This is a genomic window from Candidatus Dechloromonas phosphoritropha, from assembly GCA_016722705.1.
GTDB lineage: Bacteria > Pseudomonadota > Gammaproteobacteria > Burkholderiales > Rhodocyclaceae > Azonexus > Azonexus phosphoritrophus.
The window spans coordinates 2,081,263-2,104,003 of sequence record JADKGN010000004.1; the positions used below are offsets into that span (position 1 = coordinate 2,081,263).

The 22,741-nt window shown below is 58.8% G+C and carries 20 protein-coding genes and 2 pseudogenes; 14 read left to right on the plus strand and 8 right to left on the minus strand.

Annotated features, from left to right (window positions below):
* The first annotated feature begins 112 nt into the window (after positions 1-112).
* Complete coding sequence (locus IPP03_15750; GenBank protein MBL0354030.1) at positions 113-1,426, plus strand: adenylate/guanylate cyclase domain-containing protein; 1,314 nt, start codon at positions 113-115, stop codon at positions 1,424-1,426.
* Here IPP03_15750 and IPP03_15755 read toward each other — a convergent pair.
* On the minus strand, positions 1,404-3,092 hold the full coding sequence (locus IPP03_15755) for a sensor histidine kinase (GenBank protein MBL0354031.1): 1,689 nt from the start codon (positions 3,090-3,092) through the stop codon (positions 1,404-1,406). The two genes, IPP03_15750 and IPP03_15755, sit on opposite strands and share 23 nt — an antisense overlap.
* 131 nt (positions 3,093-3,223) lie before the next feature.
* On the opposite strand from IPP03_15755, the gene IPP03_15760 reads away from it, so the two are divergent.
* Positions 3,224-3,862, plus strand: coding sequence for a prepilin-type N-terminal cleavage/methylation domain-containing protein (locus tag IPP03_15760; GenBank protein ID MBL0354032.1), 639 nt, complete (start codon positions 3,224-3,226; stop codon positions 3,860-3,862).
* Positions 3,863-3,901: 39 nt separating this feature from the next.
* Here IPP03_15760 and IPP03_15765 read toward each other — a convergent pair whose 3' ends face one another.
* Positions 3,902-5,863, minus strand: coding sequence for a cation:proton antiporter (locus IPP03_15765; GenBank protein ID MBL0354033.1), 1,962 nt, complete (start codon positions 5,861-5,863; stop codon positions 3,902-3,904).
* Between the two features lie 51 nt (positions 5,864-5,914).
* Between IPP03_15765 and IPP03_15770 the strand changes: the two genes are divergently transcribed.
* From IPP03_15770 to IPP03_15795, 6 genes are all read left to right on the plus strand, one after another.
* Complete coding sequence (locus IPP03_15770) at positions 5,915-6,913, plus strand: KpsF/GutQ family sugar-phosphate isomerase (GenBank protein MBL0354034.1); 999 nt, start codon at positions 5,915-5,917, stop codon at positions 6,911-6,913.
* Entirely contained in the window at positions 6,913-7,440 is a 528-nt protein-coding gene (locus IPP03_15775) for an HAD-IIIA family hydrolase (GenBank protein MBL0354035.1), read from the plus strand. The genes IPP03_15770 and IPP03_15775 overlap by 1 nt, the downstream gene beginning before the upstream one ends.
* 23 nt (positions 7,441-7,463) lie before the next feature.
* Positions 7,464-8,018, plus strand: coding sequence for an LPS export ABC transporter periplasmic protein LptC (gene lptC / locus IPP03_15780; protein MBL0354036.1), 555 nt, complete (start codon positions 7,464-7,466; stop codon positions 8,016-8,018).
* Positions 8,015-8,617: a lipopolysaccharide transport periplasmic protein LptA gene (gene lptA / locus IPP03_15785; GenBank protein ID MBL0354037.1), complete on the plus strand. Its 603-nt coding sequence runs from the start codon at positions 8,015-8,017 to the stop codon at positions 8,615-8,617. Before lptC ends, lptA begins: the two co-directional genes overlap by 4 nt.
* A 233-nt stretch (positions 8,618-8,850) precedes the next feature.
* A complete protein-coding gene (locus IPP03_15790) occupies positions 8,851-9,399 on the plus strand; it encodes a phasin family protein (GenBank protein MBL0354038.1) in 549 nt (182 codons plus the stop codon).
* Positions 9,400-9,476: 77 nt separating this feature from the next.
* Positions 9,477-10,040, plus strand: a complete 564-nt coding sequence (locus tag IPP03_15795; GenBank protein ID MBL0354039.1) for a phasin family protein — start codon at positions 9,477-9,479, stop codon at positions 10,038-10,040.
* A gap of 92 nt (positions 10,041-10,132) precedes the next feature.
* On the opposite strand, the gene IPP03_15800 is transcribed toward IPP03_15795, so the two are convergent.
* Genes IPP03_15800 through hrpA form a run of 3 tightly spaced genes read right to left on the minus strand, consistent with a single transcriptional unit; the run spans position 10,133 to position 15,591 of the window.
* Positions 10,133-10,894 (minus strand): competence/damage-inducible protein A, encoded by a 762-nt coding sequence (locus IPP03_15800; protein ID MBL0354040.1) that lies wholly within the window; start codon positions 10,892-10,894, stop codon positions 10,133-10,135.
* Complete coding sequence (locus IPP03_15805; GenBank protein ID MBL0354041.1) at positions 10,891-11,625, minus strand: EI24 domain-containing protein; 735 nt, start codon at positions 11,623-11,625, stop codon at positions 10,891-10,893. The genes IPP03_15800 and IPP03_15805 overlap by 4 nt, the downstream gene beginning before the upstream one ends.
* Before the next feature lie 3 nt (positions 11,626-11,628).
* Positions 11,629-15,591 (minus strand): ATP-dependent RNA helicase HrpA, encoded by a 3,963-nt coding sequence (gene hrpA, locus IPP03_15810; protein MBL0354042.1) that lies wholly within the window; start codon positions 15,589-15,591, stop codon positions 11,629-11,631.
* Between the two features lie 100 nt (positions 15,592-15,691).
* Between hrpA and IPP03_15815 the strand changes: the two genes are divergently transcribed.
* From IPP03_15815 to IPP03_15825, 3 genes are all read left to right on the plus strand, one after another.
* Entirely contained in the window at positions 15,692-15,895 is a 204-nt protein-coding gene (locus IPP03_15815) for a heavy-metal-associated domain-containing protein (GenBank protein MBL0354043.1), read from the plus strand.
* Between the two features lie 947 nt (positions 15,896-16,842).
* Positions 16,843-17,226, plus strand: a complete 384-nt coding sequence (locus IPP03_15820; GenBank protein MBL0354044.1) for a hypothetical protein — start codon at positions 16,843-16,845, stop codon at positions 17,224-17,226.
* Between the two features lie 356 nt (positions 17,227-17,582).
* Positions 17,583-18,566, plus strand: coding sequence for a hypothetical protein (locus IPP03_15825; protein ID MBL0354045.1), 984 nt, complete (start codon positions 17,583-17,585; stop codon positions 18,564-18,566).
* Between the two features lie 288 nt (positions 18,567-18,854).
* On the opposite strand, the pseudogene IPP03_15830 reads toward IPP03_15825, so the two are convergent.
* From IPP03_15830 to IPP03_15840, 3 genes and pseudogenes are all read right to left on the minus strand, one after another.
* A pseudogene (locus tag IPP03_15830) lies at positions 18,855-19,055 on the minus strand (hypothetical protein).
* 658 nt (positions 19,056-19,713) lie between these two features.
* Positions 19,714-20,190: a VF530 family DNA-binding protein gene (locus IPP03_15835; GenBank protein ID MBL0354046.1), complete on the minus strand. Its 477-nt coding sequence runs from the start codon at positions 20,188-20,190 to the stop codon at positions 19,714-19,716.
* 68 nt (positions 20,191-20,258) lie between these two features.
* Positions 20,259-20,438: pseudogene (locus IPP03_15840) on the minus strand (IS110 family transposase).
* A 149-nt stretch (positions 20,439-20,587) separates the two neighbouring features.
* Here IPP03_15840 and IPP03_15845 point away from each other — a divergent pair.
* The 3 genes from IPP03_15845 to IPP03_15855 all read left to right on the plus strand — a co-directional run bounded on the left by IPP03_15845 (position 20,588) and on the right by IPP03_15855 (position 22,498).
* Complete coding sequence (locus IPP03_15845; protein MBL0354047.1) at positions 20,588-21,022, plus strand: PACE efflux transporter; 435 nt, start codon at positions 20,588-20,590, stop codon at positions 21,020-21,022.
* Positions 21,023-21,104: 82 nt separating this feature from the next.
* A complete protein-coding gene (locus IPP03_15850) occupies positions 21,105-21,665 on the plus strand; it encodes a cytochrome b (GenBank protein ID MBL0354048.1) in 561 nt (186 codons plus the stop codon).
* A gap of 68 nt (positions 21,666-21,733) precedes the next feature.
* A complete protein-coding gene (locus IPP03_15855) occupies positions 21,734-22,498 on the plus strand; it encodes a metallophosphoesterase (protein MBL0354049.1) in 765 nt (254 codons plus the stop codon).
* Positions 22,499-22,741 lie beyond the last annotated feature (243 nt).

Consider the following 22,741-nt stretch of genomic DNA (forward strand, 5'->3'; position numbering starts at 1 on the left):
GGCGCGCCTGTTTGCCTGCAGATTGCGCGGTAAATATGTTGCCGGCTTATTGACGGCTTCGGTGTCGCCTGACAAACTGGAGAGTGTCCGTTGCGTCGACGGCAGGGGTCAAATGAGCCAGTCCAAGTCCAGCCTGTTCAAGTTGAGTACCGCCGGATTCAATCCGGAGGATGACGCCGAGACGCGCCTGAAAAAATCGCTGCTGATATTTGCCACCGGCCTCGTCTCGCTGGGGTCGATGCTGTGGCTCCTGCTCTACTGGCAGATGGGCCCGAAATTTTCCTCGACGGCGCCCTTCGTCTTCCAGTTGCTTCTGGTTTCCAACCTGATTTATTTCCTCAAGAGCGGCAATTTCAATTTTTTCCGCTACTCGCAACTGGCTCTCTTCCTGTTCATGCCCTTTGTGGTGCAGTGGAGCATCGGCAACTTCATCACGGCCAGCGGCATCAGCCTGTGGGGATTGCTGGCCCCGATCGGTGCTGTACTGTTCTTGGGCGTGCGCGAGTCGGCGGCATGGTTCTTTGCCTACATCTTTCTGACGGCGCTCTCGGGATTTTTTGACTACTTCCTTGCCGACAGCATTGTTGTAGGCGGGCCGCGGGTGCCGACCAGGGTCAGCGTGTTCTTCTTCGCGCTGAACTTCGCTGCGGTTTCGACCATCGTCTATCTGCTGCTGCGTTACTCGACGCAGGAAAAAGCCAAGGCGCAGGCCAGCCTCGAGGAAACCCACCGGTTGCTGCAGGATGAGCAGGACCGTTCCGAGCGCCTGCTGCTCAACATCCTGCCCGGACCCATCGCTGAACGGTTGAAATACGACAAACAGACGATTGCCGACGGTTTTGCCGACGTCAGCGTGATGTTCGTCGACATCGTCAATTTCACGAGGATTGCGGAAGGGATGTCGCCGCAGCAGGTTTTCGCCATGCTGAACCGCATCTTCTCCTCGTTCGACGAACTGGCCGAAAAATTCGGCATCGAGAAGATCAAGACCATCGGTGATGCCTATATGGTCGCCGGCGGCCTCAACAATGAGCAGGGCAACTATTCGCAGGCCATCTGCGAACTGGCGCTGGCCATGCGCGACCTGTTGCAGACTGACTTCGAGGTCAACAGCCTGCATCTGGAAGTCCGGATTGGCATCGGTACCGGACCCGTGGTCGCCGGGGTGGTCGGCAAGAAGAAGTTCATCTACGACGTGTGGGGCAATACGGTCAATCTGGCCAGCCGCATCACCAGCGAAGGCGTCCCCGGCATGGTCCATGTGGACGAAACGACCTATCGGCGCCTGGCGGATCGCTTCGAGTTCCGCGAACCGCAGATCATTTACCTGAAGGGCAAGGGCAACACTCCGGTATACCGGCTGGTCGGTCCCTTGTCGGGCCGGCCTTCACCAACGCTGGCTGTCACGTCCGGGGCGCCAGCGTGAAGACAACCGAACCGGGCCGGTTCTCGGCAAGGTCAAGGCGGTAGCCGGTTTCGGCGGCCTGTCTGGCTGCATGATAGAGACCGATGCCCAGCCCGTACTCGGACGCGACCGGCGCCCTGAACAGTGAGTCGGCAACCGACCGAGCAATCGCTTGCCCGGTGTCACGCACGGTAAGTATTGGGTTGTCGCGGTCGACCGTCAGTCTGGCCGAAATTTCGATCCCGCTTTCGTGTTGACGCTTGGTCAACGCGTTCTGCAACAGGTTTTCGGCGATGCTGTCGAACAGCGCGCTCGGTATCTCCGCCTCGCCGGCCGGGTCGTTCCACTCGATGTGGTCGCCGGTGTGGCGATCCTGCAGGCGCCCCCACCACTTCGCGGAGGAAACATTGCAGCTGTCGTCGGCCTGTGGGCGCTGCAACTTGTCGAGCGTTGATTTCAGACGCTCCGCGATCTGCGGCAACTGGCGGGCGAGCAGTTGCGCTGTCGCTTCCGGGTTGCCCCGCTGCGCTGCCGCATAGCAAAGAGTGTGCAGTGACTGCAACAGATTCTTGACGTCATGGGTCACGCGGGCGCCGGTTTCGTAGACCGCCTGCAGATAACTCATGCGCTGCAATTCGTGGGTCTGGAACTTTACAAGGTAGAACTCGGTGGCCAGGCGCAGCAGCCATTCGACATGCCAGCGCATTGCCGGTGACGGGGCATAGTGGAAATATATGGCGAGCAGGAGGTTGTCCCGGCGATACTCCTGGGGGTACGGCGAGGTTTCGCCGACCTCGCCGGACTCCGAATCCGCTTGCCAGCGACAGCCGACCACCCAGGGCATGTGCTCCAGTTGTTCGGCGATGGTGGCGAGGAAACGCACTGGGTGGCTTTCGTGCTCGCTGGTTTCGGCCAGTTGAATCAGCCATTGTTCAAGTGGCAGGCCGACCGAGAGCAGGTAGCGTGAGAGGGCGGAGCCAATTCCGGAAAAGCCACCGCGCGGGTTCCACGCCCACGCCAACACGAGCAGGGCGGCGGCAATCGCCAGCGAGGTCTGCGCCAGCGCCTCGACATAGCTGATGGCGGACACGAAAGTGACGGCCAGCGCGCCAAGCACGAAGACGGCGAGCGCCAGAAATACCAGCAGACCGTAGAAGAGGTCGAACGCGTCACCCGCCCGGCGGCGTAGCGGGTGCGAAGGAAAGACGAGGAGCGCACCGAGCAGGAGCGGCATGTAGTGAGCGATCATTTCCCTGGACAAGGGATTGAGGACGACGGACGGAGAGATTTCCGGAACGATGCCAAAGATGGTCAGGCAGACCAGATAGCCGAAGGCGAAGAGATAGCCGGCGCGCTCGAGGCGGTCACTGGTCCATAGCACGCGCCCGCCGATCACCGCCGCCAGGGCGCCGCACCAGATCAGCATCAGCCACGGGCTGAGCAGCCACGTCGAGGCAAGCGCGGCAGCCAGCAGTGCCCCCCCCTGACGCCAGCTCATGGGCCGCTCGCCGGCGACAAAGGGCTGCCAGAGCAGAAACAGGCCGAAGGCGACGAACCACAGGATACGGATGGCCGGCAATTTCCAGCCGCCAAAGGCCAGCGCATGGAGCAGCAGGAGGTGCCCGGCCAGCAGAAGGTGGGGCTGGCGCGACCACCAGGGGAGGGTGCTTGAAGTGTCGGTGTTCATGTTTTCAACAACTGTCGAATTTCCGACAGGGTAAACACAAATTTCGGGCGCTGAAACCGCAAAATGACCCCATTTCAATCTGGCACGGAGTTTGCTTTGGTATGTGCATAAAGACCCAACCGGAGAAAGAAATGAAAAACAGCCAAGGTGGCTTCACCCTCGTCGAAATTGCCATCGTACTGGTCATTATCGGCCTGTTGCTGGGCGGCGTACTGAAAGGTCAGGAATTGATCACCCAGGCCAAGATCAGGAACGTTGCCAACGACCTTAACGGGATGTCGGCCGCAGTATACGGCTACCAGGATCGCTACAAGAAGTTCCCCGGTGACGACAACGATGCCGCGAGCCGGTGGACAAACCCGGCTACGATATCGGGCGACGGTAACGGGGCGGTTGGCGCTACCGGCCAGGCTACCGTAATCGATTGTGTGGGTGCGGGGAAGGATGGCGAGAATTGCCGCTTCTGGCAGCATCTCCGGTTGTCCGGGTTCGTCGGAGGCGACTCAGGCAGTTGGCTCGCACCGCAGAATGCTGCGGGCGGCATCCTGCAGGCGCAGAATGGGGCGCTCGGCCTTTCGGCGCTGACCATTTGTTCGACCAACCTGTCGGGCAAGATCGCCAACGCGATTGATGCGCAGTTCGATGACGGCAAGCCCAATACCGGTCAGGTTCGCGGAACGAGTAACGCTGCGGCGCTGAATGTGACGCCTACGGAAACTGCCTACGTGGACGACGGCGGCACAGTCTATGTGGTTTGCAAGACGCTGTAAGTCACGGACGCTCTCGGAAGCCCGCTTCGGCGGGTTTTTTCATTTGTGGAGTAGCCGCTCCTCGGCGACGGTGACCGCTTCGCGGTCACCGAGTACGACGACAACGTCACCTTCCAGCAGGCGGGTTTCGGGGGCTGGCTCGACCGCGCGGATGCCGCGGCGGCGTATGGCGCTGACCTCGCAGCCGATTTCATCCAGATTGAGGTCGTCCAGGGTCCGCCCAATTGCGCTGGCACCTGGCCCAAGGAGAATCGAGTGCAGCCTGGGCTGGTAATGGTCGTCACGCGCGTCATGGTCATGATCGCTCGCGCCACGATAGATGCCGCGCAGCAGGCTGTAGCGCTCCGAGCGCGTCTGGCGGACGCGCCTGATCACCCGATTGAGCGGAACGCCGAGCAACATGAGTGCATGCGAGGCCAGCATCAGGCTGGCTTCGAGTACTTCGGGAACCACTTCAGTAGCGCCCGCCCGCGACAGGCGCTCCAAGTCGCGTTCATCCGCGGTGCGGACTATGACCGGCACCTCCGGCCGCGCGGACTGAACATGGAATAGAATCTTTTCGGCTAGGGGCGTGTCACTCATGGTGACTATCACTACGCTGGCCCGCATCAGGCCGGCGGCGATCAGGGATTCCTTGCGTCCGGCATCGCCGAAAACGACGCTTTCACCACCGGCTACGGCTTCGCGAATCCGATCCGGGTCAAGATCGAGCGCAATGTAAGTGATCCCTTCCTGGCCGAGAAAGCGCGCCAGATACTGACCGTTACGCCCGAAGCCGCAAAGGATCGCATGTTTTTCGGTGTCCATGGATTGCGCGGCGATCTTCGTCAACTGCATTGAGCGCATCATCCACTCGCTGGCGACGAAGCGCATTACCAGCTTTTCGCTATATTGAATGATGAAGGGCGCAACCAGCATCGACAGGACCAGCACCGTCAGCGCCACCTGCTCGATGGCTTTCGGCGCGTTGGCGATTTCGCCGAGCAGGACGAAACCGAACTCGCCGCCGGCGCAGAGCCATAGCGCCGAGCGAATGGCATTGCCCGGCGTCGACCCGAGGCGCCAGGACAGCAATCCGACGACCGCCGCCTTGATCGCGAGCAGACTGATCAAAATCAGCAAGACCTGCCACCACAACCCGACAACGATATGCAGATCCAACTTGACGCCGATGGTCACGAAGAACAGACCCATCAACACGTCACGGAACGGCTTGATGTCCTCCTCCATCTGCAGGCGGTATTCGGTTTCGGAAATCAGCATGCCGGCGACGAAGGCGCCAAGGGCCAGCGACAGGCCGGCCAGTTCGGTCAGCGTGGCGAGGCCCAGGGTGATCAGCAGCACGTTGAGGACGAATACCTCGGAAGACTTGGCACGGGCGACGAAGTGGAACCACCTGCGCATCAGCTTCTGGCCAAACACGAGTATCACGGCGAGCACCACGACGGCCTTGAGCAGCGCGATGCCGAGCAGCATCGCGAGCTTTTCCGGCGGCTGCGTCAGCGACGGAATGATTACCAGCAACGGCACCACCGCGAGATCCTGAAAGAGCAGCACCCCCATTATTTCCCGACCGTGGGCCGTGTCGAACTGCATGCGTTCGGCAAGCAGCTTGGTCAGGACGGCGGTCGAGGACATCGCGAAGATGCCGCCGAGGGCGATGCCAAGTTGCCAGTTGATGCCGGCGAACATGACCAGGCCGGCGATCAGCAACATGCTGACCACGACCTGGAGCAGGCCTAGGCCGAATACGATGCGCTTCATCGAGTAGAGCTTGGGCAGCGAGAACTCGAGACCGATCGAGAACATCAGGAAGACGACGCCGAATTCGGCGAGATACTCGACCCGATGCACGTCGTCCATAAGGTTGAGGGCGTGCGGGCCGATGATGCTGCCAACGAGCAGATAGCCGAGGACTGGTGGCAGGTTGAAGCGGCGGCAGATGACTACTGCCAGTACCGAGGCGCCGAGAAGCAGAAGGGCAAGGGAGAGTGAGCTCAAGTCCGTTTCGCAAGTCAGGTATACTCGGACAATCATAACCGCAGCATGGCCATGAACCCAAGCTTGATAGCCGATCATTTTTCTTCGGAGCGTGCCCTTGAGCTCGGTCGCCAGACACTGAGCATCGAGGCTGCCGCGGTCAAGGCGCTTGCAGGCAGGATAGGTGGCGAGTTTGCGGTGGCCGTCAGGCTGATTCTCGGCTGTCACGGGCGAGTGATCGTCAGCGGCATGGGCAAGTCCGGACACGTCGCCCGGAAGATCGCCTCGACGATGGCCAGCACCGGGACGCCGGCTTATTTCGTTCATCCGGCCGAGGCGAGCCATGGCGACCTCGGGATGATCACCCGCGACGACGTTCTGCTGGCGCTGTCGAACTCCGGAGAGTCCGAGGAATTGCTGCGCATCATTCCCCTGGTCAAGCGCCAGGGTGCGCGCCTGATCACCATGACCGGCGCCCCAACCTCGACACTTGCTCGCGAGGCAGATGTTCACCTCGATGCCGGCGTCGAGCAGGAGGCCTGTCCGCACAATTTGGCGCCGACGGCGAGCACGACGGCGGCGCTGGCGCTCGGCGATGCCCTGGCAGTCGCGCTGTTGGATGCGCGCGGCTTCGGTCCGGACGATTTCGCCCGTTCTCATCCCGGCGGTTCGCTCGGGCGTCGGTTACTGACCCATGTCCGCGACGTGATGCGCACGGGCGACGGCGTGCCGACCGTGAGCCCCCGGACCGGCGTCACCGATGCCATCCTCGCCATGTCGCGTGGCGGCCTCGGGCTGGTGGCCGTCCTCGACGATCAGAAACGGACGCTTGGTATCTTCACCGACGGCGACCTGCGCCGCGCTTTCGAAAAACGGGTCGATCTGTTGTCGGCGCGCATCGACAGCGTCATGCATGTCCGTCCGCGTACAATCGGCCCCGACCGGCTCGCGGTCGAGGCGGTCGAGATGATGGAGCGCTACCGGATCAACGCCCTGCTTGTTGTCGATACGGATGGCCGCCTGCTGGGGGCGCTCAATATGCATGATTTGTTTACGGCCAGGGTGATCTGATGGACACCAGAATGCGCGCCAGCCGCGTCAAGCTGATCGCCTTCGACATCGATGGCGTGATGACCGATGGCGGCCTCTGCTACACCGACGACGGTCGTGAGTTAAAAATATTTAGCGTCCAGGACGGTCTCGGCCTGAAACTCCTGCAGCGTGGCGGAATCGAACTGGCCATCGTCACCGGGCGCAGCTCGGGTGTGGTGGCCGCGCGTGCCGCCGATCTCGGCATCGAACATGTCTTCCAGGGGGTTGCCGACAAGCGAGAGACAGTTGGTGGGCTGCTCGCGCGACTCTGTTTCCACTGGCCGGAATGCGCTTTCATGGGCGACGATCTGATCGACCTGCCGGTCATGATGCAGTGCGGCTTGGCGATCGCCCCGGCCAACGCGCGGCCCGTGGTTCGCGAGCGCGCGCATGTGGTAATGGACAGTTCGGGTGGTCATGGCGCGGTGCGCGAGGCTGCCGAATTTATTCTTGCCGCCCAGGGTAAGCTCGAAAACCTTTTCGCCGCCTACCTCGACCCGCAATGAAATTTACTTCCCACCAGATCTTCGTGCTCGTGCTGCTGGCGCTGCTCGCAGGCCTCACCTTCTGGCTGCAAAAGGTGATGGCGCCGGCCGAAGCAGTCAGCGATGGAAAGTTTCGCCATGACCCAGATATCTTTGCGGAAAACTTCATTATCCGCACTTTCGACGAAGGGGGGCGGGTCAAATACCGCCTGACGGCACCGTACATGGAACATTTTCCCGATGACGACAGTTCGGAGCTGAAATCGCCGGTCCTGACCCAATACCGGCCAGATGCGGTGACGCTCACGACGTCCGGCAACAACGCGCGGGTGACGAGCCAGGGGGACACCGTGTTTCTCTGGGATGACGTCAAGGCGGTTCGTTCAGAGACGAGGGAGCGGCCGGTAATGGTCGCCAGGATGCCCGACCTGACCGTCGAACCCGATACCGGGATCGCGTTTACCAACAGCGCGGTCGAGATTACCGAAGACCGCTCCTGGGTCAAGGGGGTGGGCATGCAAGTGGACAACAATGCCTCAACCTTCGTCCTGCAATCGCAGGTCACCGGAATGTCCTATCCACGTCGAGCGAAAAAATGAGCCTGAGAACCGTCACCCTCCTGATCCTTGCCTTGCTGTCGCAGGTGGCTTTTGCCGAGCGCGCTGATCGCGACAAGCCCATGCAGGTCGAAGCCAACAGGATTTCGATTGATGACGCCAAGAAGATCCAGATTCTCGAGGGTGACGTGGTGGTAATCAAGGGCACGATGGTGCTGCGCGCCGATCGTGTGGTGATCACCGAGGACGAGTTTGGCTTCCAGAAGGGAACGGCGTTCGGCGGCAAGGATGGACTGGCGCGCATGCGGCAGAAGCGCGAGGGCATGGATGAATATACTGATGGCGAAGCCGAGCGCATCGAGTACAACACCAATACTGAAATCGCCGAATTCTTTCACCGCGCCTGGGTCAAGAGCGGACCGGACCAGGTCCGCGGGGACTACATCTGGTATGACTCGATCAGTGAAAAATATCTGGTGACGGCAGGCCAGAGCCGTGACCCGAAAGCGCCGCCGGCGCGGGTGCGCGCGTTGATCCAGTCCAGGAACAAGAGCGCGCAGGTGGAGCAGCCGGCCGCATCGGGTCAGCCTCTGGAACTGAAGGGATCGGGCGCGCTGGGGACGACGCCCGCACGGAACTGAGGCCTCTTCGCTGCTGCGGTGCAGGATCCGGTATCGGGCAGGGGTCGTTGCGGCACCGGTAAGTACCTGTTCTGACCTACCCTAAAAAATTTGTTGCGGTGCACCAAATTTTGTTGACATTCAGAGATTAACCCCTATAATCAAGCCCATGGTGCAGTGCAGCAAAAAGATTTAGATGTGCCGTGCTGCTTGTCCCTGACCTTTCGTCAAACTTTAATACAGGAGATCCCACAATGTTCACCACCCCCGAGCAATTTGCCGCCGCCAACAAGGCCACCGTTGATTCACTGCTGTCCGTGGCCAACACCGCGCTGGCTTCCGCCGAGCGTATCGCTGCCCTGAACCTGAACACCGCCCGTTCCATGATGGAAGATTCGGTCTCCGGCGCCAAGGCCATGATGGGTGCCAAGGACGTCCAGGACGCCATGTCGATCCAGGCTTCGCTGGCACAGCCCAATGTCGAGAAGGCTGTCGCCTACTCGCGTTCCGTCTATGAAATCTCGGCCCAGACGCAGGAAGAGATGGCCAAGATGATCGAAGCACAGTTCGGTGACTTCCAGAAAACCGTTGCCGGCCTGCTCGACAAGGCTGCCAAGTCCGCTCCGGCCGGTTCCGACGTTGCCGTTGCTGCCGTCAAGAGCGCCATCGCTGCCGCGACTTCTGCTTTCGACAACATGAACAAGGCCGCCAAACAGGTTGCCGAGATCGCCGAAGCCAACGTCGCCGCCGCGACCAACGCGACCGTCAAGGCTGTCGGTGCCGTCGCCCGCGGCAAGAAGTAATCTGCTGTAAATGACCCCTGGCGCCCGGCGCGGGGGTCTGTTTCGTCCACACCGATACCACAACACTGGAGAAGATGATGAACAAACCGAACATGGAACAACTTGCCACCGCCCAGAAGGCCAACGCCGAGGTGATGATGGCGCTGCTGCGCACCGCTTTCAATGGTGTCGAGCGTTTGACCGCCCTCAACATGGCGGCCTCACGCGAATTCTTCAACAACACCGTCGGTAACGCCCAGCAGCTTCTCGGCGCCAAGGACGCCGGCGAAGTCACCAAGCTCAACAGCGAGTTGGCCAAGCCGAACGTCGACAAGTGGGTTGACTACTCGCGCAGCGTTTATGACTTGGTGAGCAGCATGCAGAAGGAAGTCACTGCCGTGATGGAAAGCCAGTACAGCAGCTTCACCAAGAACGCCAGCAGCGCCGTCGAAAAGGCTACTGCCAGCGCACCGGTCGGCGGCGATGTTTTCGCGGCCACGATGAAGTCGATGCTGAACGCCTCGACCAAGGCTTTCGACAACATGACGGCGATGGCCAAGCAGTTCTCCGACGTCGCCGAAGCCAACATGAAGGTAGCCTCAACGGCGAGCACCAAGGCCGTCACCGCAACTACCGCTGCCCGCAAGACTGTCGCCAAGTAATACCGGCGCCTCGGTCACCGACAAAAAGCCCGCGAATTCCGCGGGTTTTTTTTGCGTCGACCGCGCCGTTTGCATCGGCGGTGCCTTACCGCTTATGGGCGCCAGGTCCACGAAATTCCGCGTCGCTCGACTTCCCCGCGGATCTCGTCCATTGCCTTGTCGACCAGCACCGGTTCGCCTTCGACGCCGAGTTCGAGGTGGCGGCGCTCGTTGCCGATCAGCGACGGCAGCGAGAACAGGCGCAGGGTCGGGTAGACGCTGACGATGCGTTCCATCAGATCGAGCAGGGCGCTCTCGTAAGCTGTCGGTCCGGTCAACAGCAAGGCCTTTTCCACGGTGCCCGTGACCGGGCGGAACTCGTTGCTGTAAAAGGTATCGAGCGCCCACTCGATCATCGGGTGCGCCATCTGCGGAAAGCCCGGAACAAAATAATGCTCGTTGGCCATGAAGCCAGGTATGCGGTTGAAAGGATTGGGAATGATCCTGACGCCCGCCGGGAAGGTGACCAGTTGCAGGCGTTGTGGCGTCATGTCGTCGGCGAAGCGCAGCTTCGCTTCCTCCAGCCCCTCAGGGTGTATTTCCAGCCCGACGCCGAGCGTCGCCGCCACTGCCTGCCGTGTCTGGTCGTCCGGGGTGTTGCCGATGCCGCCGCAGGAAAAGACTACGTCGCCAGCGGTCATCGTGCGCCGGAAGGTAGCGGTCAGGCGCGCGCGATCATCACCCAGGTATTCGACCCAGGACAGGCGCAGGCCGCGCTGGCCGAGCATCTCGGCGATCTTCGCGAAGTGCTTGTCCTGGCGCTTTCTCGAGAGCAACTCATCGCCGATGATGACGGCGCCAAAGCTGCGACTCATGCTGCACCTCCTTCGATGCTTACCAATGCGCCGCCGCGCGAGCGGCGCAGGGCCTCGAGCCCGAAATGGACGAATGACAGGGCGGCCAGCGCCGGGACCAGCAGGCCGACGAATGGAACGTGGGCGAGCAGCGCCATGGTCAGGCCGAGCATGAGGAACTGTGCCTTGTTTTCCTTGCGCAGCACCGTCCATTCATCGGCGGTGGCGTGCACCGACAGCGCGTCGTAGGCAAATGTCCGGCGGTTCAGCCAGCCCATCAGCAGCAGCGGAATGAGCAGAGAGAGGCCGGGGATCAGCCACAGCGGAATCGTCGCCACCCAGGCAATGACGAACAGAATCGATGCCCCGACGCTGTTGACCGTGGCAGCGACGAAACTGTCCTTGCCCATCGCCGCGACGTCGCGGTACTCGGTTTCCGCCAGGTGCTTCACCATGAGTGGCATGATGAAGATGGCCGCCAGCAGCGAGGCGGTGAGGTAGGCGATGGCGAAGATCGCCATCCAGCCGCCCAGGTAAGCCAGAATGTGCGCCAGCCAGATCAGCCCCCAGCCGACGAGCAGGGTCATCGGCGGATAGTCCATCATTTGCCGGACCACGGCGCCGAGCGCCCAGATCCCCAGTCCGACCGCAAGCAGCAGCGAGACGACGGCCGGCACCAACACATAGCCCCAGACCCTGCCCTGTTTCAGGCTGGCGAAGGTTTTCGCCAGCGCCAGCATCACGTCACCCATTTTTCACCCATTCCTGATTCCTTCCCATTGTTTCTGCAGTCGTCTGGTGGAGACTGGCACCGGCGTCCGCAGTTCCTGCGCATGGAGGCCGACGCGCAATTCTTCCATAAGCCAGCGGAACTGGTCTATCTGCGGGTCAGATGCGTGCAATCTGGCCAATTGTAAGGCGCGGCGTTCGTAATTGGTCCACAGCGGGCCGTATTCGGCCATCAACTGAGCATCGCGCGCCGGGTTGGCTCTGAGTTTATCGAGACGCACGCCGATGGCCTTGAAGTAGCGTGGGTAGTGCTGCAGCCGCTCGAATGGCGTGTCGCTGACGAACTGCTTGCCCATCAGTCGCTTCATCTGTACCTCGATGTCAGCCACTGCTGAGGCGTGCGCCTTGAAGGCCGGCAGTTTCTTGGTCACCGCCTGCCATTCGCCCAGCACGGTGCCGACCAGGCGGCAGACTTCCTGCATGATCAGCCCGAGTCGTGCCTTGGCTTCGGCGCAGCGCACCTTAAATGCCTCCGGCGTGGTCGGCAGCGGTTCGCTCAGGCAGGCACGCTCGAAGGTCAGGTCGATAATCTGGCGCTTCAGTTCGTCGCTGCTACCCAGCGCCATGTATTGCATCGCCATCGGCGCCAGGCCGGGCACGTTCTTGTCGAAGTACTTCACCTGCTCGCGAAACTGCAGCATGAACAACTGGGCCAGGCCCTTGCGATGACACTCGGTGGCTTCCTCGGCGGAATCGAAAACCTTCAGGCTGACGGTTTCGTCGCCCTCTTCACAAACGAGCGCCGGGTAGCCGATCACCGTTTGCTTGCCAACAGGAACCTCCATCAGCTCCGGTAATTCGCCGAAAGTCCAGTCGGTTAGTTTCGTGTATTCGGACGGGGTTTCGTGCAGTTCGGCGAACTCCTCCTTTGCTGAGTTGCCCCACTCGCCGCGCAGTGCCACCAGGCTGCGGTTCATGTCCAGTTGCCGGCCATGTTCGTCGATCAGCTTGTAGTTCATCGAAAAATGCAGCGGCAGCGCGTCGGGACGGAAGGCATCCGGCGTTACCGCCCAACCGCGGGCATTCAGGCCGCGCGCTTCGAGGATGTAGTCGATCAGTGGTGAAATGATGCCCTGGTTCAGCTTCTTGTCCTGACTTGCTACGGTCGACAGGAATTCTTCGGTAAATTCGGGCACCGGCACCAGTTTGGCGCGAATCTTCTGCGGTAGCGTCTTGATCAATTGCACCAGCTTTTCCTTCAACAATCCTGGCACCAGCCATTCCATGCGTAGCGCCGGGATCTGGTTAAGCTGCGCTAGGGGCAGGGTCAGCGTCACGCCATCCTTGGGCGAACCGGGCTCGAAGTGGTAGCTCAGTGCGTAGTCGATACCGCCGACCTTGAGATGATGCGGGAAAGCTTCGGTCGTGACGCCAGCCGCCGAGTGGCGCATCAGGTCATCCTTGGCGAGGAAGAGCAGCTTCGGATTTTCCAGCTCGGCGGTCTTGCGCCAGTGATCAAAGGTAGCGCCGTTGTGGATGCCTTCGGGAATCAGCGAGTCGTAGAAGGCAAAGATCAACTCATCGTCGACCAGCACATCCTGCCGGCGCTGCTTGTGCTCGATCTTCTCGATGTCGCGAATCTGCTTCTGGTTGTGCTGAAAGAAGAACCAGCGCTTGGCAAAGCTCTCTTCGATTTCCTCGGCAACCAGCCCCTGACGGATAAAAATTTCGCGCGCCTCGGCCGGTGCCAGCGGGCCGTAGTGGATGCGCCGCTTGGGGTTGATGACGATGCCGTAGAGCGTCGTCCGCTCCCAGCCGGCGACCTGCATCGCCTTCTTTTCCCAGTGCGGATCGAAGTACTGGCGCTTGATCAGGTGAGCGCCCACTTTCTCGATCCAGACATCTTCTATGCGGGCAACGCAGCGGCCGAACAGGCGCGTTGTCTCGGTAATCTCGGCGGCCATGATCCACTTGCCGGCTTTTTTTTGCAGCGGCGACGAAGGGTGAATCAGGTAACGGATGCCACGTGCGCCCAGGTAGTAGCCGGATTCGTCTGCCTTGCAGCCGATGTTGCCGAGCAGGCCGGTCAGCAGCGCCTGATGGATCGCCTCGTAGGTGCCGGGCAGCTGGTTTTCCCGCCAGCCCAGTTCAGTCACCATCGCGTGCAACTGGCCATGCACCTCGCGCCATTCGCGCAAACGCAGGTAGGAGAGAAAGTGCGCGTGACAGTTGTCGACCAACTGCCCGTTCGACTTCTTGTGGTCGACGGCATTTTTGAACCAATTCCACAGTTTCAACCAACTGAGAAATTCGGATTTCTCGTCGGCAAACAGCTTGTGCTTTTCATCCGCCGCCTGCTGGCGCTCCTGCGGGCGTTCACGCGGGTCCTGCGTGGATAGCCCGGCGGCGATTACCAGCACTTCCGTCAAACAACCCAGGTCACGGGCGGCAACCAGCATGCGGCCGATGCGCGGATCGAGCGGCAGCCTGGCCAGCGCCTCGCCAATTTTGGTCAGCCGATTATCGTCATCCAGCCCACCGAGTTCCTGCAACAGCGCATAGCCATCGCTGATCGCCTTGGCCGGCGGCGGTTCGATGAAGGGAAAGCTCTCGACATCGGTCAGCTTCAACGACTTCATGCGCAGGATGACACCGGCCAGCGAGGAGCGCAGGATTTCCGGGTCGGTGAACTGCGGTCGGGCGTTGAAGTCCAGCTCATCGTAGAGTCGCACGCAAACACCGGCTGCCACCCGGCCGCAACGCCCGGCTCGCTGACGTGCCGCCGCCTGCGAAATTTTCTCGACCTGCAACTGCTCAATCTTGTTGCGGTATGAATACCGCTTGACCCGCGCCAGCCCGGTGTCGATCACGTAGCGGATGCCCGGTACGGTGAGCGAGGTTTCGGCGACATTGGTCGCCAACACGATGCGCCGCTGGCCGCGGGATGGCTTGAAGATACGGTCCTGGTCGCCAGCCGACAGGCGCGAGAACAGCGGCAGGATTTCCGGCGCGTGCGCCGTGCTCAAGCCCGGCCGCGCCAGCGCATGTTTGCGCAAGGCTTCTGCCGCCTCGCGGATTTCACGCTCGCCGGGCAGAAACACCAGAATGTCGCCAGAGCCAAGCCGGGAAAGTTCATCGGCGGCATCGACGATGGCATCGTACAGATCGCGCTCGTCGTCCTTCTTGTCGATATCCTCAACCGGTCGATAACGCACGTCGACCGGGTAAAGCCGACCGGAAACTTCGATAATTGGCGCATTTTTGCCGTCGACCGTGAAATGTTCGGCAAAACGCTCGGCGTCGATGGTCGCCGAGGTGATGATTAGCTTCAGATCCGGCCGCCGGGGCAGCAACTGCTTCAGATAGCCGAGCAGGAAATCGATGTTCAGGCTGCGTTCGTGCGCCTCGTCGATGATGAGCGCCTCGTAGGCGTTCAGGTAGGGGTCGGACTGCGATTCGGCAAGCAGGATGCCATCGGTCATCAGCTTGACCCAACTGTCGGCGGTCGACATGTCGTGGAAGCGAATTTTCACGCCGACCCCGGCGCCGACCTGCGTCTTCAACTCCTGCGCCAACCGCGTCGCCACCGAACGCGCGGCCAGCCGGCGCGGCTGAGTGTGGCCGATCAGCCCGCGCGCGCCAATGCCGAGATCGAGGCAGATCTTCGGCAACTGCGTCGTCTTGCCCGAGCCCGTTTCACCGCAAACGATGACCACCTGGTTCCCGGCGATCAGCTCGGCAATATCAACCCGGCGCTCGTTGACCGGCAGGTCAGGCTGAAATTCCGGCCTGGGCAACCGGGCGCGACGCGCGACCACCGCTGCCTGCGATGCAGCTAGCAGCGTCGCCAAATCCGTTCGCAGTTTTTGCCGCTTTTCGCCGGTCGACCGCGCCAATTCCCGCGGCAAGGCACGCAAACGCCGGGCATCGGCAGTCAGGCACGATAATTCTGCCAATGCCGCACGGTGGGCTGACTGGTCTTTGCTCATCGACATGGTGTGGGTACAGGGGCAGGAATTTTACCTCGCCAGACACTGGAGGCGCGGCGCCAGTGCGCATACAATCGGCAATCAATCGACGGAGTTCACCATGCCAAACACCACCATCAAAATCCTCAACATGCAATCGGACGAATGCCTGCGCCTCGTCATGAATGCCATCCAGGACCTGCCCTGCATCGGCTACGTCGATATCTCGATGAACACCGGCGAAGCAACTATCGAACACACCACGGTAGTCTCGGAAAGCGATATCCGGCAGATTATCGAAGACGCCGGCTACCCGACGGCATAACGCCGCGAAAACCGTGGTCTGTCCGTTCGCAGTAACAGCAGTAAGTCTAGCGGGTTGAAGTCCCGTCCGGGGAGTTGTCCGTACGCCCCGGTAGCATGAGGAAGCGGCGTCGCGGTAACGCGGGGTCGTGAGTTTCCAAACAGCAAGAGAGCAGGCCGTAACGCAAGTGAACCCATGAGTAGCCTCGTAAACGAAATGGAGACGCCGACCCTGTGGACAGAAGGGGAAGGCCGTTGGGTGGATGCTGAAATAACGGAAGTGGCATTCGTTGACTCCCGGGGTAGCAGGGTCGGCATGTACTCGAAGATAGACTGCCCAGTGCTGGAGACCCGTTTTGGGAGGTGGGGAGGCCACCGACTGTTGCGCATAAGGAAACGAAAGCGCAGCGGCCTGAGACGGGAGTCGGAGGGGTTCATAGTACCGACTGAGATCGCGGGACAACACAACCCCGGTCGAGGGAAGGAACCCTGCTTTGTTCATGCAACCGAAGCGCGGAGGATCAGGGGATTGCCATGTCGCTAACCATCCCGGATACGATCAGGACGCTACAGAGGAAGCTCTATGCCAAGGCCAAGCAGGAAAACGCTGATGTTGCTTACTCAAGCATTGAGTGCGCAGGTTCGACCAACTCGGTTGAGCTAGCAACCATGAGTCGAGGAACTGCGCATGCCTTGGTGTGAAGAACATCGGAAAGCCGTGTGCGGGAAAATCGCATGCACGGTTTGATGAGGGAGGGCAGGCGAAAGCCTGTCCTCTACTCTACCGAATGGCGCTAAGTTAAGGACGTATTGCGTCCATTTTTGCAGCGACAATGTTAGCGCTTGGCATGCCAAATGGCCTTAACTTAGCGCCATTCTGGTCTGTCCACGGTTCTTCCTGTCCCCGGTTCTTCCAGTTTTTCCGATTCGCTTGCGGTTCTTCCGATTCGATTCAGGAGGAAAGTGAATATGGGCGACATTTTTGGTTTGCTACAAGAGTTGAGAGGCTTGGTTGTATTGTTCAAGGGGCAAGTCGAGATTCAACACGATTGGGTTTCCCCGTTGGTGTTCGCCTTATTCACGTTCATGAACTCCATTCGCATCTTTGCCTATCTGCCCCAGATCATCAAAGTCACAAAAGACGAAAACGGCGCATCGGCCATTTCGTATAGTACCTGGGCGCTCTTTTTTCTATCCCACCTGGCCACCGTTGCCTATGCAGTTTTTTGTGTAGGTGATCCTGTTATGGCTTTGATTTTCTTTGGCAACGCTTCAGCGTGTTTTGTGCTTCTGCTGGCGACCTTCGTAAAGCGCAGAAACCATGCCATTAGATTACTGGCCGACCTTCATTAAGCAGCCAGTTATTCGCCCCGGAAACCAGCCAAGCGATCGCACCAATGAAAGCTGGCTGACCGATTGAAACGATCTGCACCCAAGCGAATCCACCTACATTTTCCTCAAGCGCGCAGAATCGGGGGACGACAGGCCACGATTTCCACTCATTGCCACGGTCAACCGCGAAAAACAGCCAAAAACCGTTGTCTATCCCCGGTTGTGTCGTCGCGTGAGCTGTGCTTACTGGAGGATAAAGACATGGGAGCAAATTATATTCGGCCGCCCAGAAAACGAAACAAAGCAAGCACTCCCCGCCAAAAAGCGCGCTGTCAGCCGCTATACTCTTAACCGAATTCAGCTCATTTCAATATCTCATGGCCATCATCCGCTGCAACAAATGCACACTGCTCGCCGAACAACCGGACAGCCTCGTCGGTCAGAACGTCACCTGTCCGAAATGCGGCGCACCAGCACAGGTCTATCCAGTGCTGTATTTCATCGAGAAACTGCTCGACAAATACTTCACAGCCCAGCGAGAAGTCATCCGCCTGAGAGGCCCGGTGAAACCCTCACCCGATGCGGCAACTGACAACCGTCAAGTTGCCGATATTGACCTGGCCAATACCGATTTCCTCGCCAGTGAACTGCAGCATGGACCGATCTACGATTGGTTTCACAAGAAGCAGATCAAGGCCCAGGCGAACATGCGCGACGTCGACACCAGCGGTTTCTTCGACGAAGTGGCCGAGGCCATCGGCGCCAATCTGCCGGTGCTCAAAGAGGTGCTGGAGCGCATCCGCTGGTCGCAGCAGAAGGAGCACGTCAGCGCAACGATCAATCTGGACAAGAAGTCACCTGAGGACGCCAAGGCGATCTCCGTTTTCTGTCAGCAACTCTATGATTTCTCTTTCGTCGCCAAGTGTTTTCACAACAAACCGGAAAACAATGTCCGGCTAATTCTGCAGACTGCGCCGACCATCCGCAATTTCTTCAACGGAGAATGGCTGGAATGGCATACGTTGATGACGTGCCTGCGCTACGCCAAGGAACGCAAGCGCCGCTTCTCCTGTGCACGCGGTCTCAACCTGACGCTGGCCAACGGCGACCTCCACGAGATCGACGTGTTTATGCTAATCGACGGTGAGACTCCTGTTTGCATCGAGTGCAAGAGTGGTGAATTCCGTCAAAATATTGACCGCTACCTTGCCTTGAAGAAGCGTCTGGGAATCAATGGCCAGCAATTCGTCATGTGCATCGCCGGACTAAGCGACGAAAACGCCAAGGCATTTTCGGCGATGTACGACTTGTCGTTTACGAACGAGCGCATGCTGGCCGAACGGCTTACCCGGTTGTTCTAAGCGTGGGCCGGCTGATCAAGGGGGACGGAAATCGGGGACAGACCAGAATGGCACTAAGTTAAGGCTGTCCAGCATGCCCAGCGCTAGCATTGTCGCTGCAAAAATGGACGCAATAAGTCCTTAACTTAGTGCCATTCGGGACAGACCACTATTTACCCCACGCGAGGAATGATCGCGCTATTTCCGCCACTTCGCCCAGGGGTCTGAGCTGTGTGGGGCGGAAGTCCCTACCTTATTGGTGGGACGCCGTTCGGCATCGGTTCGTTGATCGGCTACACGATCGTGTAGCGCAGCTTTTTTTGCCTGCTTTTCCCGCAGTCGCTCGGTGTCTTCGAGACTCAATTCGGCTGGTTGCCCCGGCTTTTGGTCTGGCGGTACGATACCGTCCTGCGGCGGCAATTCAAATTGTTCGGCGGAAGCGCGAGGCAGGCTTTTGAACTGGTACAAATAGAAGACCTCGACCTTTTGCCGCGCCCAATCAGTTTTTTGTGAGGCGACCATGATTTTTGGCGCTTGCTCTCGTGTCAGGCTACTCGGTCGTTAGGAGTGGCAATGCAGGGCGTTACGAAGAAATGAAGATTTTGCTTATGAAGGTATCTGCGTGCTAGGATGAACTGCGAATGCTGCTGGTTCCTTCTGGAGCCTGTTCTTAAGTAATGTAGCGAAAAAGGAGAGCAAAATGCCACGTAATGTCGGTGATAGATATGTCTGCGAGAAGTGTGGAGCTCAGCTTGTTTATGAGAAGGCTTGCCCTTGTCCGGCAGGAAGGCCCCATTCCGAAATCTGCTGTGGAGTACAAATGAAGCAGGTGCAATCAGAGGGCGCGGAGAAGAAGGACAATAAGTAAGCGTCCTGACAGCGCTGTTCAACTGTTGGATGGTGAGATGACCATCCGGGCAATATAGGCCGGTCCGCGCGAAAAAACCGCGTGGTCGGCCGAGCCTGATCATCAGGAAGTTCTATGGTCAGTCCGGTCATTGATGGAGAAGGCGCTTTGTGGAAACAGAGTTTCGCCTTTGCCGCAGGTGAGTCTGTGTCACTCCGCGCTGGCAGGGCAGTTCTCGCTTACGTTCAGATCGGGCAGCCCGACATTGGGATTTGCAACCGGGATCAGAGCACCATTTCCCCGGTGCAAGGAATGATTGTGCTATTTCCGCCACTTCGCCCAGGGGTCTGAGCTGTCTGGGGTGGAAGTCCCTGCCTTATTGGTGGGACGCCGTTCGGCGCCGGTTCGTTGATCGGCTGCACGATCGTGTAGCGCAGCTTTTTTTGCCCGCTTTTCGCGCAGTCGCTCGGCATCTTCCAGACTCAATTTGGCTGGTTGCCCCGGCTTTTGGTCTGGCGGTACGATACGGTCCCGCGGCGGCAATTCAAATTGTTCGGCGGAAGCGCGAGGCAGGCTTTTGAACTGGTACAAGTAGAAGGCCTCTACCTTTTCCCGCGCCCAAACAGTTTTTTGCAGAAACTTCACACTGGATTCGATGCTCGGGTTGCTCGCAAAGCAGTTGATGTTCAAGTAGGCAAACAGAATATCGAAGCCGTAGTAGTCAATGATTTCCGTGAGCAGGGTTTTCAAACTCACACCGTGCAGCGGGTTGTTTTTGTAATCGAGTTCTTGGGTCATGGCGTTTTTCTGGGTAAGGGCTGATTTACTGAATTTTCTTGACGCAGGATAAATGGAACAGCCAATGCGTGGTGCGCGCCGGAGCAGGCCTCCATGCCGACCAGACAGGGCGGCAGGTTGGCGACCGTCTCCAGCAATTGACTGTGAACCACCTTGGGCTTGATAAATGTCGCCTTGCCACTCTGGTCAGCGCCATGCAAAGCGAATACATGTCTGGCCAGATCGCTGCCTGCGGTGACAATATTCATGGACTTCCCCTTTCGAGCAAATGATTCAGTGTGGAAACTCATTCATGGCAGCAACTGCTGCTGGCGGCTTCCGCCTCTAATTCGATACGGGGAAGTCTCTTTACTTCGTTAGACTTTACCAAAACCCAAATTACCACTGTGGTATCTTCATGAATCCCAGAACCCGACGTATGCTCCAAGCCGTCCTGTATGAGGTTTTCGCCATCGCCTTCGTTGGTCCAGTGCTGAGCCTGGCCTTCGAAAAGCCACCTGCTTCAACCATCGGACTTGCATTCGTTCTGTCCAGCATTGCGCTCGCGTGGAACTATGTCTTCAACACACTTTTTGAGCACTGGGAGTCGCGGCAAACCGTAAGAGGCCGGTCACTTGCTAGGCGCCTAGGGCATGGCGTAGGTTTCGAAGGAGGCCTCGCCATCATATTGACCCCGGTCATGTCTCTCTGGTTGAATATATCCGCACTCGGCGCATTCGTAGCAAATCTTGGCCTCCTGGTATTTTTCTTTATCTATGCTATTGCCTTCACATGGGCGTTCGATCGTGTGTTTGGTCTTCCTCGGTCCGTGGCCAAGCACCATGAGGCCTAACCCATTATTCCCCGGACCTTGCGAATGAAGCCGTGCAAGCCGGTGAATTCCAACGGTGGATGGCAAATCCTCGAGGCAAAATATGAACTGGCAAAACAATTCTGTACGTTATGGCTCCTTATCAATTGGCTTGCATTGGTTGATGTTTGCGTTGATCGCAGCGGTGTATGCCTGCATAGAACTACATGGCCTGTTTCCAAAGGGTAGTGACCTTCGCGAGGCGTTGAAAACGTGGCATTTCATGCTGGGTCTGTCCGTTTTCTTTCTCGCTATCCTGCGTTTGTTGGTGCACTTTGCCAGTGGGCCGGCACCACGCATTGAACCGCCCGCTGCGCGATGGCAGGAGTTGCTTGCCACAGCAGTTCACTATGCGCTCTATGCGTTGATGCTGGGGTTGCCGTTGGCCGGCTGGTTGGTTCTGAGCTTGGCTGGTAAGCCAATTCCGTTTTTTGGGCTCCAGCTACCCACTCTTGTTGCGGAGAACAAGGACCTAGCCAAGCAAATAAAGGAAATTCATGAAACAGCGGGAACAGTGGGCTACTTCTTGATTGGTCTGCACGCTTTTGCGGCCTTAATCCATCACTACGTTCTTCGTGACAACACCTTGCGGCGCATGCTCCCTGGCAAACAACGCGCCGAATAAGATGCTCAAGCGGACAGGTCCGCCTAAGGCGGACCTGTCGCTTACCTTGAACTTAGAGGACGAAATCTATGAAGCTTCATGTTCTTTCCGACCTCCATTTGAGCGTCGCCGCATTTGAGGTACCGAAAACGAATGCGGACGTAGTAATTATCGCGGGAGACATCGCCCGACCCAAAGAAGCCATCGCCTGGGCGAGCACGTTCACCAAGCCCGTTCTCTACGTGCCAGGCAATCATGAGTTTTACGGAGGCAGTATTGCCTCGACAGTTCAGGAGTTAAGGCAGTTGTGTAGCCGGCGTGATATTTGGGTGCTCGACAACAACGCCGTCGTGATTGGTGGCGTACGTTTTCTTGGAACGACGCTGTGGACCGATTTCCGGTTATTTGGCGATGGGGAGAAGCGAGATGTGGCAGTCAGCGAAGCACTGAACTTCATGCGTGATTTCAGCAGAATTCAAATGGACGCAGCGTCGGAAACGATGTTCACGCCGGATATGTCCGAACTGCTATTCACTCGTCACGCGAACTGGCTTGAAGAAAAATTGGCTGAACCTTTCCCGGGCAAAACCGTTGTTATCACACATCACGCCCCCTCGCCGAAAAGCGTTCATCCGAAATTTGCGGGCTCACCCTTGAACGCCTGCTTCGTCTCCGATGCCGAACGACTGATTGACGGCAAACGTGTCGAATTGTGGATACACGGGCATACTCACGACAGCTTTGACTATGTTTTGAACGGCACACGCGTAGTCTGTAACCCGCGCGGCTATGCCAAGAGCGGTGTGAGCGAGAATCCGCAATTTGATCCGGCTCTCGTCATCGAAGTCATGTAAGCACGTACGCCTCCATCCACATCATCAGGCTTTCGTCATCGCGGCTTTGCTTGATGTCGGCTACTTCCTCCAACTCATCATTCCACCGGACCTACGCGAAAAGTCGCGCAGTCCGGTAAATTCAGACGGTAGACAGTCAGAGAAAGCAGGTACAGACGTATCGGGGACCGATCACGGTTTTCTTCGGTTTGCTAGGGTGTGTTGACAATCACGTGAGCCAGATGAAAACTGCGGCGAGGGCGA

Excerpts from the sequence above, each read along its gene's own strand:
- IPP03_15750 (MBL0354030.1), top strand. The coding sequence starts at position 113 with ATGAGCCAGTCCAAGTCCAGCCTGTTCAAGTTGAGTACCGCCGGATTC.
- IPP03_15755 (MBL0354031.1), bottom strand. The coding sequence starts at position 3,092 with ATGAACACCGACACTTCAAGCACCCTCCCCTGGTGGTCGCGCCAGCCC.
- IPP03_15760 (MBL0354032.1), top strand. The coding sequence starts at position 3,224 with ATGAAAAACAGCCAAGGTGGCTTCACCCTCGTCGAAATTGCCATCGTA.
- IPP03_15770 (MBL0354034.1), top strand. The coding sequence starts at position 5,915 with ATGAACCCAAGCTTGATAGCCGATCATTTTTCTTCGGAGCGTGCCCTT.
- IPP03_15775 (MBL0354035.1), top strand. The coding sequence starts at position 6,913 with ATGGACACCAGAATGCGCGCCAGCCGCGTCAAGCTGATCGCCTTCGAC.
- lptA (MBL0354037.1), top strand. The coding sequence starts at position 8,015 with ATGAGCCTGAGAACCGTCACCCTCCTGATCCTTGCCTTGCTGTCGCAG.
- IPP03_15790 (MBL0354038.1), top strand. The coding sequence starts at position 8,851 with ATGTTCACCACCCCCGAGCAATTTGCCGCCGCCAACAAGGCCACCGTT.
- IPP03_15795 (MBL0354039.1), top strand. The coding sequence starts at position 9,477 with ATGAACAAACCGAACATGGAACAACTTGCCACCGCCCAGAAGGCCAAC.
- IPP03_15800 (MBL0354040.1), bottom strand. The coding sequence starts at position 10,894 with ATGAGTCGCAGCTTTGGCGCCGTCATCATCGGCGATGAGTTGCTCTCG.
- IPP03_15805 (MBL0354041.1), bottom strand. The coding sequence starts at position 11,625 with ATGGGTGACGTGATGCTGGCGCTGGCGAAAACCTTCGCCAGCCTGAAA.
- hrpA (MBL0354042.1), bottom strand. The coding sequence starts at position 15,591 with ATGAGCAAAGACCAGTCAGCCCACCGTGCGGCATTGGCAGAATTATCG.
- IPP03_15815 (MBL0354043.1), top strand. The coding sequence starts at position 15,692 with ATGCCAAACACCACCATCAAAATCCTCAACATGCAATCGGACGAATGC.
- IPP03_15820 (MBL0354044.1), top strand. The coding sequence starts at position 16,843 with ATGGGCGACATTTTTGGTTTGCTACAAGAGTTGAGAGGCTTGGTTGTA.
- IPP03_15825 (MBL0354045.1), top strand. The coding sequence starts at position 17,583 with ATGGCCATCATCCGCTGCAACAAATGCACACTGCTCGCCGAACAACCG.
- IPP03_15835 (MBL0354046.1), bottom strand. The coding sequence starts at position 20,190 with ATGACCCAAGAACTCGATTACAAAAACAACCCGCTGCACGGTGTGAGT.
- IPP03_15845 (MBL0354047.1), top strand. The coding sequence starts at position 20,588 with ATGAATCCCAGAACCCGACGTATGCTCCAAGCCGTCCTGTATGAGGTT.
- IPP03_15850 (MBL0354048.1), top strand. The coding sequence starts at position 21,105 with ATGAACTGGCAAAACAATTCTGTACGTTATGGCTCCTTATCAATTGGC.
- IPP03_15855 (MBL0354049.1), top strand. The coding sequence starts at position 21,734 with ATGAAGCTTCATGTTCTTTCCGACCTCCATTTGAGCGTCGCCGCATTT.